General features: G+C 54.7%; 11 protein-coding genes. 1 reads left to right on the top strand and 10 read right to left on the bottom strand.

Features of this window, described 5'->3' with window-relative positions:
• The first annotated feature begins 21 nt into the window (after positions 1-21).
• Entirely contained in the window at positions 22-2,028 is a 2,007-nt protein-coding gene (locus tag AUQ43_RS04325; protein WP_114129901.1) for a hypothetical protein, read from the top strand.
• A 154-nt stretch (positions 2,029-2,182) separates the two neighbouring features.
• On the opposite strand, the gene AUQ43_RS04320 is transcribed toward AUQ43_RS04325, so the two are convergent.
• From AUQ43_RS04320 to dusB, 10 genes are all read right to left on the bottom strand, one after another.
• Positions 2,183-3,007: an inositol monophosphatase family protein gene (locus tag AUQ43_RS04320; protein WP_084271982.1), complete on the bottom strand. Its 825-nt coding sequence runs from the start codon at positions 3,005-3,007 to the stop codon at positions 2,183-2,185.
• A gap of 14 nt (positions 3,008-3,021) precedes the next feature.
• A complete protein-coding gene (gene hflX / locus AUQ43_RS04315; protein ID WP_062955254.1) occupies positions 3,022-4,353 on the bottom strand; it encodes a GTPase HflX in 1,332 nt (443 codons plus the stop codon).
• Positions 4,354-4,360: 7 nt separating this feature from the next.
• Positions 4,361-4,618, bottom strand: coding sequence for an RNA chaperone Hfq (gene hfq / locus AUQ43_RS04310; protein ID WP_008891082.1), 258 nt, complete (start codon positions 4,616-4,618; stop codon positions 4,361-4,363).
• Positions 4,619-4,739: 121 nt separating this feature from the next.
• Entirely contained in the window at positions 4,740-5,426 is a 687-nt protein-coding gene (locus AUQ43_RS04305) for an HAD family hydrolase (RefSeq protein ID WP_062954856.1), read from the bottom strand.
• Positions 5,427-5,489: 63 nt separating this feature from the next.
• On the bottom strand, positions 5,490-6,869 hold the full coding sequence (gene trkA, locus AUQ43_RS04300; RefSeq protein ID WP_062954855.1) for a Trk system potassium transporter TrkA: 1,380 nt from the start codon (positions 6,867-6,869) through the stop codon (positions 5,490-5,492).
• Positions 6,870-6,911: 42 nt separating this feature from the next.
• Positions 6,912-8,291, bottom strand: a complete 1,380-nt coding sequence (locus AUQ43_RS04295) for a sigma-54 dependent transcriptional regulator (RefSeq protein WP_062954854.1) — start codon at positions 8,289-8,291, stop codon at positions 6,912-6,914.
• Between the two features lie 47 nt (positions 8,292-8,338).
• On the bottom strand, positions 8,339-10,615 hold the full coding sequence (locus tag AUQ43_RS04290; RefSeq protein WP_062954853.1) for a PAS domain-containing sensor histidine kinase: 2,277 nt from the start codon (positions 10,613-10,615) through the stop codon (positions 8,339-8,341).
• Positions 10,612-12,060 carry a nitrogen regulation protein NR(I) gene (ntrC, locus tag AUQ43_RS04285; RefSeq protein ID WP_062954852.1) on the bottom strand — a complete coding sequence of 483 codons (1,449 nt, stop codon included), beginning with the start codon at positions 12,058-12,060 and terminating at the stop codon, positions 10,612-10,614. The genes AUQ43_RS04290 and ntrC overlap by 4 nt, the downstream gene beginning before the upstream one ends.
• A complete protein-coding gene (locus AUQ43_RS04280) occupies positions 12,057-13,202 on the bottom strand; it encodes a nitrogen regulation protein NR(II) (RefSeq protein ID WP_062954851.1) in 1,146 nt (381 codons plus the stop codon). Before AUQ43_RS04280 ends, ntrC begins: the two co-directional genes overlap by 4 nt.
• 56 nt (positions 13,203-13,258) lie before the next feature.
• The gene (gene dusB / locus AUQ43_RS04275; RefSeq protein WP_062954850.1) at positions 13,259-14,269 is read right to left on the bottom strand and encodes a tRNA dihydrouridine synthase DusB; all 1,011 of its coding nucleotides are present in this window, start codon (positions 14,267-14,269) and stop codon (positions 13,259-13,261) included.
• Between the last annotated feature and the right edge of the window lie 208 nt (positions 14,270-14,477).

The raw sequence follows: 14,477 nt of genomic DNA, 5'->3' as shown, positions 1-14,477 counted from the left end.
TAGCGCTACACTGGAGTGCAAATGGCCTTGAATTCTGATTACACGCCCGACACCTCCGGCATGGAGCACCGACACAAGCTGGAGGGTTTGCTTGATGCTGCCATCGAGCGACTGGAGCGTGCTCGCCACTTCGCCAAGGCGAGCCATCAGACGGCTGCATTGGACATTACACGTCGCCTGGGCGCTCAGCCCGGCGGCGTGGAGGCCATCTATGCCCGCATCGGCCGGCTCGACACTGCCGGCATCTTCCATGGCGGCGACTGGGAGCATCCCAAGTCGCTACAGCCGGGCCTTGCTGCCAACACCCTCTGGCAAGGTGACAAAATAACTGCGACGCTGGAATACCTCAATGAACTGCGCTTCCTCGCGGTGGCCAACGGGGATTTGATACGCGACGACCTGACCGACGAACAGGCGCGCCATTTTCTGTCGCAGGTTCTGGCTCTCAACCTCAACATCTTGTTCGAAGGTTCGAGCGAGGCCGAGCGTGCACAGGAATCGGTGCTCGGGACATCGGTGCGCACGCTGTATGAATTTCTCGCCGAGCGCATTGGCCTTGAAGGTATCCTCGACGAATTGATTGCTGAAATTTGGCGTATTCTGGCGCAGAGGCCAATCCAGGTCGATAGCGTCAAGGCCATGATCAGTCAAATTGCCGCGTGTATTTACAGTGAAACCGCAGAGTTGAGCGGCAAGAGCATCGGCAATGCCGGCATGGGAGCGGACCGCCTGATCAGCGCCCTGTTCGGCCCCACCCAGGGGTGTCGTGAAGATCCCGGTCTTGATGCCTATTACGAGCGTCTTTCCACCATGGACGCCAATGCCCTTGCACAAGAAGCCAGCGGTTTTGCGCGCGCCATGCACGACACAGGACTGGTCTCGCCCTATCATCCGGTGTTTTTACGCTTTATCGCGCAAGACAATATGGATCTGATGCCCCATGCTCTTGGCCTGAGTTCCACCGGGCAAGACGCTCTGAACTGCTACCGCGATTTGGTGAAAAACCTTGTCTTGGAGGCAATCTACCCCGAAACCAGTCAAGCAGCCTACGGGCTGGCGCTATTGCTGGAGCGTGGCATTTTGTTCATGCCGCCGATTGCGCCCGGATTCTGGCACTTTATCAGCATCCCACTGGCGCCTAGCGTAGAGGAATTGGTCTCCTCCGTTTACGGTACTGCACGTCCGGCCCAGGTTTTTCTGTTGGCTGGTTTGCTAAACGTTATCGGCCAACCGTTCGGCGTGGGTCAAGGCAACAACCCGACCTGCCAAGCCGCGCGAGCGCTATCGATGTGGGCGCAAGACGAACCTGCGTATTTGATGCAAACGGTTGTTTGGGCCGCACGTGACGACGAAGTCGTTGTGCACTTTGAAGGGCAAGCCATATCATCGCAGAATGTGCAGGCATTGCCCCCGCACTTGCCCCCGCGAGATGTTGACCCGGTATCGCTGATTGTCGTGCCGCATCTGGACCGGATTTATTGTGAAATGGGACGCCTGTGCGCAGATCGGCCCGGTGACCCGCACCAATGGATCAACCGCGAGTTCCACGGCTGGTGGGTTGGACGCGGTTGCCGTCTCGCCGTTGACGTTCCGACCGGAAAGCTGTTTGACTACGAGGGATTCGTTCGTGACTTCGTCGCAATTTACCACCCGACCTACAACCGTAACCGCCCCCTGATCCATCCCCAACCCGCTGGCATTGCTGTAACGGACGTGCGCGGTCGTTTTGTTGGCTGGCATGCGATTACAATCACTCGTGTGACGCTGGACCTGGAGCATGTCATGCGCGTCTATTTTTTCAATCCCAACAACGATAGCGGCCAAAACTGGGGCCATGACACGGTGGTGTCGACCCAAGGCAACGGTGAGCAATACGGTGAGGCATCCCTCCCTCTCGAGCAGTTTGCCTCTCGACTATATCTGTTTCACTTCGATCCCCAGGATCAATGGACACCCCAAGCGGTTAGCTCTGAACTGGTTGATGAAATAACCCGGCGCGCCCGCGAAAGCTGGGCTGAGCATCGCTGAATTTCGTAGCGTTCCTGCAATCAGAAGTGTCTTGGGTGTGGAAAGCGCAAGCAACGACAATCCGCACGACATCGCCCTAGATGGCCTCGCAGAAACTCTGCCTTCCCGGAAGCTGGCGGAGAGCTATTTTGAGCTCCGATCCGCGGACCTGCCCCTAGCTAAAAAGTGGCATCAGGATTGCGTTGATTTCCGCCCAAAGTTCCTCTGAACTTGCACAAAGAAGGCCGGGTGCAGTCGCGTTGGCATTGTATTCGTTATCAGCATCTGCGGTGATATAGCGCGCATACCCGCCCGCTTCACGCACCAATAGCGTGCCCGGCGCGTGGTCCCAGGGCTTGAGGATGCGATACGCACAGAAATCAAAGGCCCCACGCGCCATTTCTTCATACTCGGCACCGCAGCACGAGTAATGCGCAACATCGGCAAAGAAATCGAGATGGCCGTAATGCTTGCGGATGCGGTCCCGCGCATAGGAAATCAAAAAACCCCTGGCATCAGATGCCCTGGTAATGTTGGAACGCACCGAAACCGGCTGATCCTTGTAGCGCGTACCTGACCCCAGTTCTGCGACAGTTGCTGCCCCTTCAATCGGGTCGACAATCCATGCCGCAACGGTTTCCCCGCCCGCATAGAGACCGACCATACAGCGAAATGGCTGTCTGTGATGGGCGAAGTTTTTGGTGCCATCAACCGGATCAATGATCCAGAAAGGATCAGCGGCCGCAAACATCCGATCCTGCAAGGTCGGGTCCGCATGTGCCGCTTCTTCGCCCAAGGCCCGGCTTCCCGGCAGCAGATCGGTCAGGCGCCGGGTCAGAACCCGCTCGGCTTCCGTATCGGCGATGGTGACAAGATCCATTGCATGGCTCTTGGTATCGATATCGGCATCCTCAAGCTGGCCGAAGCGCGGGGCAATCTCAACAGCCGACACTTCCCGAATGATCTCGGTCACCTTGTCCATATCGACTTTGATCGCCACGCGCTTACTCCCTATCACACCAGATGAATATCAAGCCCGACCTTGGCACACCAATCCTCGAACCGGCCAACACGGGTTGTATCGACACGTACCTGAACAGAAATGCCATCCGCGCCTTCACTGCGCTTCAATACCTCGCCCTGTTCGTAAAGTCGGGCGAGTGACTTTCCGTCCGCATACGGCACGCAAAGCTCAAAGATCGGCATATCTTCGGTCAGGCGATCTTCGATCAGATCAAGCAACGATTCACAATTCGTGCCCTTATAGGCCGATATCGCGATCGTATTGTCATGGCGCGTCGCATATTCCAAGACAGCCTGCAAGTCATCGCCTTCCAGCTGATCAATCTTGTTAAGTGCCTCGACCAGTTCTTCACCGTCAATCGCCTTCTGAAGCCCAAGCTCCTTAAGGACTTCAAGTACATCCAGCTTTTGCTCTTCGGTTTCAGGCGAAGAGGCATCGCGTACATGCACAATCAGGTCGGCTTCCAGCACTTCTTCAAGCGTTGCACGGAAAGCCGCGACAAGATCATGCGGCAGATCTGACACAAAGCCCACGGTATCGGACAGGATCACCTTGCGACCACTTGGCAGGATCAGCCCCCGCATGGTCGGATCAAGCGTCGCGAACAGCATGTCTTCGGCAAACACCTCGGACACGGTCAACTGGTTAAACAGCGTCGATTTTCCGGCGTTGGTGTACCCGACAAGCGCGACAATCGGATAAGGCACCCGACGGCGGGCTTCACGATGAAGCTCACGCGTACGTTTGACTTCCTCAAGCTCACGACGGAGCTTGGCCAGCTTGTCACCGATAAGACGCCGGTCAATCTCGATCTGGCGTTCACCAGGACCGGCAAGGAAGCCACGACCACCACGCTGACGCTCAAGGTGCGTCCACGTCCGTACAAGGCGGGATCGCTGATAGCTCAGCAGTGCCAGTTGCACCTGTAGGCGGCCTTCACGGGTCCGTGCGCGATCGGCAAAGATTTCAAGGATCAGGCCGGTTCGGTCGATGACCTTGCATTTCCATTCACGTTCCAGGTTACGTTGCTGGATCGGGGTGAGAATGCCGTTGATCATCACAATGTCGGCTTCTTCTGCCTTGATTTGCAAACCAAGACGTTCAGTAACGCCCTTGCCAAACAAGGTGGAAGGACGCAACTTTGCGATGGGCACAATTTCTGCGCCCACCACTTCAAAATCAAGAGCACCCGTCAAACTGACCGCTTCTTCCAAACGTGACGAAGCGTCGCGCCAAGTCCCGGTCGGGTCTGCGCGTTTTAGTTCCGGGTGGAAAACCAGGACCCGGGGAGACTCTGGCGTATCGCCGCCCCCCGAAGTCAGAGACTCGTCAGCTATTTTCTTCTTCCGTCGCAGGCTGGCTCGGATCAAACAGCTTGATTGGTGTCGTCGGCATTACCGTCGAAATCGCGTGTTTGTAAACGAGCTGGGTATGAGCATCGCGCCGCAGCAAAACAGAGAAATTGTCAAACCAGGTAATGATGCCCTGCAATTTGACTCCGTTGACCAGAAACACGGTAACCGGCGTTTTGTTTTTACGGCAATAGTTCAGAAAGACGTCCTGAACATTTTGTGATTTTTCCGCCATTGGTTAGACCTAGCCTTCTTTTATGAGCGTTTTTTTGGTTTCGGGCGGTCAAGGAAAATGTGGAACCGTCGACTTTCAGGTCTGTCACGATTCCGGCCCCATTTTTAATGACCTGAGTGAACTATAAGACGTTCGAGAAGCTTTTTACAACCCTTACAAGCGCCCCGCAATCCGCGAAATGCCAATCAGGGCTAAGAGTCGCGGAATTCTGCGTGTCACTGTAACCGGTTATTTCATCGCCAATCAGAATTGCAGTCGCTCCGACATTGCGTGCGCACTCAATATCGACCGCGCTGTCCCCTACAAACCACAGATTCTCATATTGCGGTGCCGAAGAGTCGCCCATTGCCATATGGACCGGATCGGGTGCAGGCTTATCCTTTTCGGCATCGGTTGCTCCGACAATCTGGCCAAACAACGACGTCCATCCAAGGTGATCGACCTCCTTACGCAGGAAGTCGCCATTCTTGTTGCTGACCACCCCGATATAAGTTCCGTTATCACGCAGCGCACACAACAGGTCGTGCGCACCGGCAAGTGGTTGCAAGGTTTGAAGATGGATGGATTGGAAGTGGCCATAGAAACTGTCTTTGGCATCCAGCCAGCGATCCTCACCAAACAGAACAGGAAAACTGTCGCGCATCGAGCGCGCAACGCGCTGTTTGGTCTCTGCAATCGACCAGCGCTCCAGACCAAATTCCTCAAACGTCATGTTAAGCGCCGTCTGAATTGTCCCCCAGCTGTCGACAAGGGTGTTATCCCAGTCAAAGAGGACGGCTTTGGGCGGATGGGGCAATTGATCAGACATTTGAACTTCCGGTGGCTGGCTGCATGACGATTTGTATGAGGAATAAGCTAACCCCCTGCCCAATCAGAAGTATTCCAGTCGGACAGCGAACATCTTTTCAACTTTCTTGATCTGCTCGGACCCTGCAAATACCACAATACGGTCATTGGCTTCGATCACGGTATTGGCGCGCGGCATCACAACCTCGCCATCCCGCAGGATTGCACCAAATACAACACTGGCCGGCATAGAGATGTCCTTGATTGCCTTGCCGACGATCGGTGCCGTTTCCAGTGCTTCTGCCTCAAGCACCTCGCCAAATCCCTCTGACAGGCTGTGAACAGCCCGAATGCGACCACGACGCACATGGTGCAGAATGGTCGACACCGTTGTCATACGCGGACTGATCACGACATCCACGCCGAGCTCGGAAACGAGCGAGTTATAGGTGCTTTTGTTAATCAGTGTAAGTGCGCGCGGGCAGCCATAACGCTTGGCCAGAAGGGATGCCAAAATATTGGTTTCATCGTCATTGGTCAGGGCAACAACAGCCTCGGCATTGCCGACATTGGCTTCTTCGAGCAGTTCCGGATCAAGAACATCACCACGCAGAACAACGCTTTTCTTTGGCAGTTTCTGTGCGACAAAGCGCGCACGCTCCGGATCTGCCTCGACCAGCCGGGTCGTGACGCCGGGGAAGTTTTTATTGATTTCCTCTGCGAGGAACAGTGCGATGTTGCCGCCACCGAAAATCACAATGCGGCGTGCTTCGGGGTCTTCATGCCCAAACGCAGACATGGCGCGATCGACCTGATCCCCCGAGACCGCCAGATACACAAGGTCACCTGCCAACATTTGGTCGTCACCCTTGGGATAGACCGCTTTGTCACCACGGATCATACCAAGGATCGAGATATTCAGATCCGGGAACAGTTGATGAAGCTGACGCAGGGGTGTGTTGATCACCGGGCAGTCATCGCTGCACCGAATACCGAGGATTTTGACCTTGTCATCGGCAAACGGGATCATATCAAACGCACCGGGGGCCTGCAGGCGGCGCGCAACCGCACGTGCAACTTCCATTTCCGGCGAAATCACCACATCAATCGGCAGCTTTTCCCGGCCAAACAGGCTGGCCCATTCCGGCTGGAGATAGGTCTGGCTTCTGATACGCGCAATCTTGGTCGGGACGTTAAACAGCGAATGCGCGACCTGACAGGCTGTCATGTTGACTTCATCTGCAAAGGTCACGGCGATGAGCATGTCGGCCTCTTCGGCGCCGGCCTGCTGAAGCACATCCGGGTGCGACCCGAACCCGATGATGCCCTTGACTTCGAGCGTATCGGAAATCTTGCGTACCAGTTCTTCGGACTGGTCGATCACGGTTACATCATTGTTTTCCGCAGCCAGATATTTGGCAATGTGGAAGCCCACCTGCCCGGCGCCACAAATGATGACCTTCATTTCGAATTCTCCCGTTCACAACAGTCCCGGACGATCGTGAGCCTATTGCCCACTTACACCAAGGCTTTTCAGTTTGCGATGCAAGGCTGAACGTTCCATGCCGACAAAGCTTGCCGTTTTGGAGATATTCCCGCCAAAACGATCAATCTGTGTCTGGAGATATTCTTTTTCAAACATCTCACGCGCTTCGCGCAGCGGCAATGCCATGATTTCACTGGTCTTGTCAAAACTTAGCGACGTTGGCACGTCAGAAAACAGCTCGGATGGCAGCATCTTGCCACTGATCAGGTCGACCTTGTCTTCGTCGTCCGGTGCCATGATCATCAGTCTTTCAATCACATTCCGCAACTGACGAACGTTTCCTGGCCAGTCATAGGCATGAAGGGTTGCCATCGCTTCGGGCGAAAGCTTTCTTTTCGGAAGACCCGTTGCGTCAGCATAACGATCCAGAAACATTTCCGCCAGAACAGGAATATCGTCACGGCGCTGCTGCAAGGACGGCACTTCAAGCGGCACAACATTCAGGCGGTAATAAAGGTCCTGTCTGAATTTTTGCTCTTCTATCCGTTGTTCAAGATCGCGCGCGGTTGTTGCAACAACACGCACATCCACATTGACCGGCACCGAGCCACCGACACGCTCAAATGTCTGATCCTGCAAGACGCGGACGATTTTACCTTGGGTTTCAAGCGGCATGTCCGCGACTTCGTCCAGCAACAAAGTCCCGCCATGGGCCAGTTCAAGTACCCCGGTGCGCGCTTCACGATCGGCTGTCGCGACCGCACCAAACAGCGATTCTTCCATGGTATCGGGAGAAATATTTGCACAATTCAAAACCACAAACGGGGCTTCGGCGCGTGCAGATTTCTGATGAATCAGGCGCGCGACCACTTCCTTGCCCGAGCCCGCAGGCCCATGGATCAAGACCCGGCTACCCGTTCGCGCCACACGGTCGACCGATTGGCGCAAATTATTCAAAACTGATGATTTACCGACAAGTTCTGTATCCCCGCCTGCACGTAGCGTGAGTTCGCGGTTTTCGCGGCGCAGTCGTGCATCATCAATGGCGCGTTCCACCACCATCAACAGACGGTCAGTATTAAACGGCTTTTCGATGAAGTCATACGCCCCGATACGCGACGCCTCGAGCGCAGTTTCAATGTTGCCGTGCCCGGAAATCATGACCACCGGAACTTCGCTGTGCTCGCGCTTGATCAGTTTCAGGGTCTCAATACCGTCATGGTCACTTTCATCCATCCAGATATCAAGAACCACAAGGCTTGGTCTGCGCGCTGCAACTTCGGACAGCGCGCCCTGACTTGATCCTGCCTGGCGGGTTGTATAGCCCTCGTCTTCGAGGATGCCGGAGATCAGAGCCCGGATATCTTCTTCATCGTCGACAATAAGAATGTCGTGCGCCATGTCGTGACCAAATCAATCTTTTTATTGTTGCGATTTTGACAATTAAATCAATTGTCTAAGGAATTTTCGTCCGGCGATGCGTCATCGCCTCCGGCGTTGACAACTTTCGGGAAAGATAGCGTAATCGTTGCTCCGTTTTCAACGCCGTCAGAGAGTATAAGCTCTCCGCCATGGTCTTCCATGATTTTCTTTACGATGGCCAGACCAAGCCCGGTACCCTTCGACCGAGTGGTCACGTAGGGCTCGGTCAAACGTTCCCGATGCTCAACCGGAAGCCCCTTGCCATTATCCGAAACAGCCACAAAGACGCGCTGATTGTCGGGCGATGTCGCCACCGAAATCTCGATCTTGCCGCGCGGCAGCTCGCCGTCTTCAGGCTTTTGCCGGCCTTCGATGGCTTCCGCAGCGTTTTTTAGGGTGTTGATCAAGCACTGGTTAACCTGATGCGCATCACAGGAAATTTGCACGTTTTCAATTCCACTGCGATCAAAGTCGTAAGTGATGTTGCTATGCGCCTGTTTTTGCAGGAACACAGCACTGTTCACCAGTTCACCAAGGTTTTCTAGTCGCATCTTCGGTGATGGCATGCGCGCGAAGCTGGAAAACTCATCAACCATCCGCCCAATGTCAGACACTTGTCTGATGATGGTGTCGGTACATGTCTTGAAGACTTCCTGATCATCATTGATCTGCTTTAGATAGCGGCGTTTCAAGCGCTCGGCCGAAAGCTGGATCGGTGTCAGCGGGTTCTTGATTTCGTGCGCAATACGCCGCGCGACATCTGCCCATGCCGCCATTCGCTGGGCTGTTTGCAGTTCGGTAACATCGTCGAATGTAACGACATAGCCAAAAACAGTTCCGTCATCAGCCCACTCTGCCGTTACGCGCGCCATCAGCGTCAGAATAACGCCATCACGGCGAATTTCGATCTGGCGTGGCTTGCTGCGATCGCCATCCCGGCCAAGATCATCAAACAACGGCAGAAATTCAGGTATGACCTCTGTCAGTTCCTGTGCGAGGAAGCCTTCAAGATCAATCCCCAGAAGATCAGATGCACTACGATTGGGAAGATCAATCCTGCGTTCGGGATCAAGGCCGATCACCCCTGCTGTAACACCGCCAAGAATGGCCTCTGTGAAGCGACGTCGTTCATCATTAAGGCGATTGGCCGCAATCAGTTCATTTCGCTGCGTTTCAAGCTGTGCCGTCATTCGGTTAAAGGCACGGCCCAAGGCTTCAAGCTCATCACCCTGCCCGTCCAGCGGCACTCGGAATGACAAGTCACCATCGCGAACGCGTTCTGCACCGGTGATCAGTTGGGAAACAGGCTGCACAAGTCGTGTAGCAACCATCAGGCCCAGCGTTACGGCCGCCAGAAGCAACACCACCGAAATCAGAACGAAGATCATCACAAAGGTGATCACGATCCCGGACCGCTCACCCTCCAGACTTTCATAGGCATCAACCGCACGCCGTGCCTTGTCGATACGATCCAGGACGTTGGGGTCGACAAATCGACCGACAAGCAGGAATGCATCAATAAAACTGGGAACCTTTGCAATCGCACGGATACGGTTGTCGCTGGACCCGATCATCAAAACGACGTCTTTCTCGCGCGCATCGTCCAGGACTTCGGGCGGCACGGAAGCTTGATTGGTGTCATAGGAAAAACTGTATTCCGACTGGGCGATAATCCGACCGGTTCCATCGATCAGCATGACTTCCGGCAAGCCACGCGCGAGCGCCTGGTCGGTCAAAAGATTGGCAATGCGATCCGTACTGGTCGAGAAATTCACCCCAAAACGCTGCAAATCGCTTGTTGTCGCCAGGGCGTCGGCACGGATCAGTTCCTGATGCTCGCGCAGGTAGGCATCAGCAATTACCATGCTTTCTTCAACCGCCGTTCTGATGCGGTCACTAAACCAGCCCTGAATGCCAAAATGCAGAAAGAGTGCAGAAAAAATGGCCACCACAATCGCCGGTGTTACCGCCACCAGCGAGAACATCAACACCATCCGGGTGTGCAGCTTTGCGCCCGCGACACCGCGTCGACGCTCCATCCAGATCTGGACAAGCTTGCGCGCCACCAATGTTGCCAGAAGCAAGACCAACACAAGGTCGATATTAAGCAACAGCAAGATCAGACGTGGATCCGGGCGGAATGGCGCCGTCCCCGTCATGGCCAGATAGGTCGCAGTAACCGAAATCAGGGCCGCGGTTACCAATCCGACCGCAAAGCGTCGTGACTGGCCCAGCCGCCCCAGAAACCGTACAAAGCCCGACCGCAAGAACCGGTTGGAGATCGAACGGTCGGTATTGTTCATTTCGTGCCCCTGACGACTTCCAATCCAAGATCGCGGATTTTCTTGCGCAATGTATTGCGGTTCAAACCAAGTACTTCTGCTGCCTTGACCTGATTTCCGCGCGTTGCTTCAAGTGTCACATTCAAAAGCGGACGTTCCATTTCACGCAAGATACGATCATAAAGCCCGTTGGCTGGCAAATCGTCATCATGGGCGTCAAAATACTCGCGCACATGACGCTCTATGGACTCCGAAAGCGATTGTGGCTCTGCACTTGGGGCGGCTTCGCTGACATTGTTTTCGGAAAACTCGGTTTCGATGACATCCACACCGATCACATCATGCGAATAAAGCGCTGTCAGACGCCGCACCATGTTTTCAAGTTCACGGATGTTACCCGGCCAGCGATGGGCTTTGAGGCGCGCCATGGCTTCGGCGGACAAGGTTTTACGTGGCAAACCTTCTTCGCTTGCCTGCATCAGGAAGTGGTTGACCAGCTCCGGAATGTCTTCAAGACGTTCACGCAGCGACGGCAGACGGATTGGCACGACATTCAGGCGATAGAATAAATCTTCGCGGAATGTGCCTTCACGGATCAGTTTACGCAGGTCGCGGTGGGTTGCGGCAACAATGCGCACATTCACCCGGATTGGCGTTCGCCCACCCACGCGGGTATATTCACCTTCCTGCAAGACACGCAGCAAACGTGTTTGCGCCTCAAGCGGCATGTCGCCGATTTCATCAAGGAACAATGTGCCGCCTTCGGCCTGTTCAAACCGTCCGACCTTGCGCTCATTTGCACCGGTAAAGGCGCCCTTTTCGTGGCCGAAAAGCTCGCTTTCGATCAGTTCGCGCGGGATGGCAGCCATGTTGATCGCAACGAAAGGCCCATGGCGACGTCCGCCATATTCATGCAGTGCGCGCGCAACAAGTTCCTTGCCCGTTCCGCTTTCACCAGTAACCATCACGGTCAGGTCAGTATTCATCAGCCGGGCAAGCGCACGATAGATTTCCTGCATTGCCGGCGAACGACCGATCAATGGCAGGCGATCATCGCCCTCTTCGTCCTCTTCCTCGCCCTTCTCGCTTTCTTGCGGCGTCTCAAGTGCCCGATCAACAATCCCCATCAACTCATTGAGATCGAATGGTTTTGGCAGGTATTCAAACGCGCCGCGCTGGGCTGCTTTTACCGCGGTCATCAAGGTGTTCTGGGCGCTCATGACGATCACGCGAAGATCTGGGCGCAGCTTGCGGATACGCGGCACCATATCAAGGCCGTTCTCGTCGGGCATCATGACATCGGTAATCACAAGGTCGCCGTCCCCGTCGGCGATCCAGTCCCAAAGGGTACGGCCATGGCCGGTACTACGGACTTCATGCCCCTGACGCGACAATGCCTGCGTCAGGACAGTGCGAATGGCCCGATCATCGTCGGCAACCAGAATTCTCGCAGGGCTGGTACTCATGCGGTTTCTTCCCTGTTTTTGATTATGACCGGGTCAGATGCCCCTTCGGCCAGTGCCCGATTGTATATCGGCAACATGATTTGAAACTCTGCGCCTCCCCCAGGCACATCTTTCACTTCAATCACACCACCATGGTCATTGATAATTTTCGCAACCAGCGCAAGGCCAAGCCCCGAACCGGTCGGCTTTGTTGTGACAAACGGGTCAAACAGACTTTCACGCATGTCTTGCGGAATGCCCGGGCCGTTGTCACGCACCGATACCACAAGTGGCAAATGAACACGTGCATCACCGCCAGCAACGGCAAGTCGGACGCCATGCTGATAACGTGTCGAAATGGTGATTTTGCCATCCTTGGGATCAACCGCCTCGCCGGCGTTCTTGATCAGGTTAAGGAACACCTGAACAAGCTGATCGCGATTGCCAAAAACCGGTGGCAAGGACGGATCGTAAATCTCCTCGAAGGTCAGGTTCTTGCCAAACCCGTTTTCTGCCAAACGACGCACATGTTCGAGCACAGTATGGATATTAACTGCCCCGCGCTCCAACGGCTTGTCGGAGAAAATCTCCATCCGGTCAACCAGCTCGACAATCCTGTCAGCCTCATCGCAAATCAGACGTGTCAGGACGCGGTCATCTTCGTTGCTGGTTTGCTCAAGCAACTGGGCTGCACCACGAATACCCGAAAGCGGGTTTTTGATTTCGTGGGCCAGAATGGCCGCCATTGCGCTGACAGACCGGGCCGAATTCCGGCTCAGCAACTGGTTATCGATTTTTTGGGCGATGGATCGCGGCTCAAAGGTCAAAACCGCACACTCGCTGTCGTCGGGCATCGACCCCACAGTTAGGTTGACCGTGTGTTTGCCAATCTTGGGGCTTTCGATCAGCAGATTGTGGTCGGCAACCAGGGTTGCCTCATCAACGGCCTGCTTGATCAAGGAGAATACCGGGCTGTCTTGCGGGATAAAGTCCGTCAGGTTACTACGGCACAACACGCTTGAGCTCGTGTTGAACAGCTGCTCAGTCGCCTGATTGACGAACTTGATCTTGCCATCCCTGTTGGCAACGACAACAGCACTGGCAATGGCGTTTAGAACGCCGGTCGGGTCAACCCCATTGCCTTTTCCAAATCCCAGTCTCATGCATATCTTCCCCGACGACGTGTTTTGACCGTCGCCATATTATTGTTATGAAGCGATCAGGCTGCTTCCTGATCCAGTTTGATTTTGGTTTCGATCAAAGGTTCGTAAAATGCCCGAACCTGATCTTTAACTTCTGCCGGATCATCCAACACATTGACAACACGACGGAATTCCGTCGCGTTCCGCAAACTGTTGCAATACCATGCCAGATGCTTGCGGGCGATCCGAACACCCTGACGTCCATGATGCTCAATCATCGCGTCATAGTGACGCAGGATGGTTTGAAGCTGAACCTCAAGTCCAGGTGACGGAAGTTTTTGACCGGTTTTGAGATAATGAGAAACCTGTGCAAGGAACCACGGGCGCCCTTGCGCACCACGGCCAATCATAACGCCGTCGGCGCCAGACCGATCCAGAAGTTCCTCGGCATCTTCCTCGCTGTTGACATCCCCATTGCCCAGAACAGGGATCGATACCGCATCTTTGACCAGTGCGATCGCATCCCAGTCAGCTTCACCCTTATAGAACTGGCAACGCGTGCGACCATGGATGGTCAGCATCGCAATCCCGAGATCCTCGGCAATGCGGGCCAATGCCGGGGCATTACGGTTGTCATCATCCCAGCCCAAACGCATTTTAAGCGTCACTGGCACTGAAACCGCGTCAACAGTCGCCTTGATAATGTCTGCGGCCAACTTTTCATCGCGCATCAGGGCCGACCCGGCGTACCCCTTGGTCACCTTTTTGGCCGGACACCCCATATTGATGTCAATGATCATGGCGCCGCGGGCCTCGTTCATCCTGGCCGCTTCAGCCATTTCTTCGGGCTCGGTGCCAGCAAGCTGAACAGAAAGCGGGCTTTCGGCCGCGCAATCGCCATTCATTTTGCGGACTTCCTTCTCATGCCGCTGTATGCGGGTCATGGCATCGGACGCAATCATTTCGGACACAACAAGATGTCCGCCAAAATGGCGCACCTGCTGCCGAAACGGAAGGTCAGTCACACCTGACATGGGTGCCAGCACAACATTCTCTGGCACATGTACAGAACCGATCTGCAATGACATGAAGGAATTCCAATTGCCTAAAACTTGGGCAGATTAATAAAACTGGGCACGACATGCAACAACTCTCGGCGCATCCGCGCAAATTCGTAGCGTCAAACTGGATAATTCGAAGAAAAACCGTGGAAAATTCAACCGAGTTAAACGCGTCCAGCCCCCGGCAACCGATCAGAGCCCCTGATTTATGACTAGCAATTATGCATACACAACC

The organism is Thalassospira sp. MCCC 1A01148, assembly GCF_001613795.1.
Taxonomy (GTDB): domain Bacteria; phylum Pseudomonadota; class Alphaproteobacteria; order Rhodospirillales; family Thalassospiraceae; genus Thalassospira.
The sequence above is the reverse complement of the archived record's forward strand: the minus strand, read 5'-3'. Positions and strand labels throughout refer to the sequence as shown.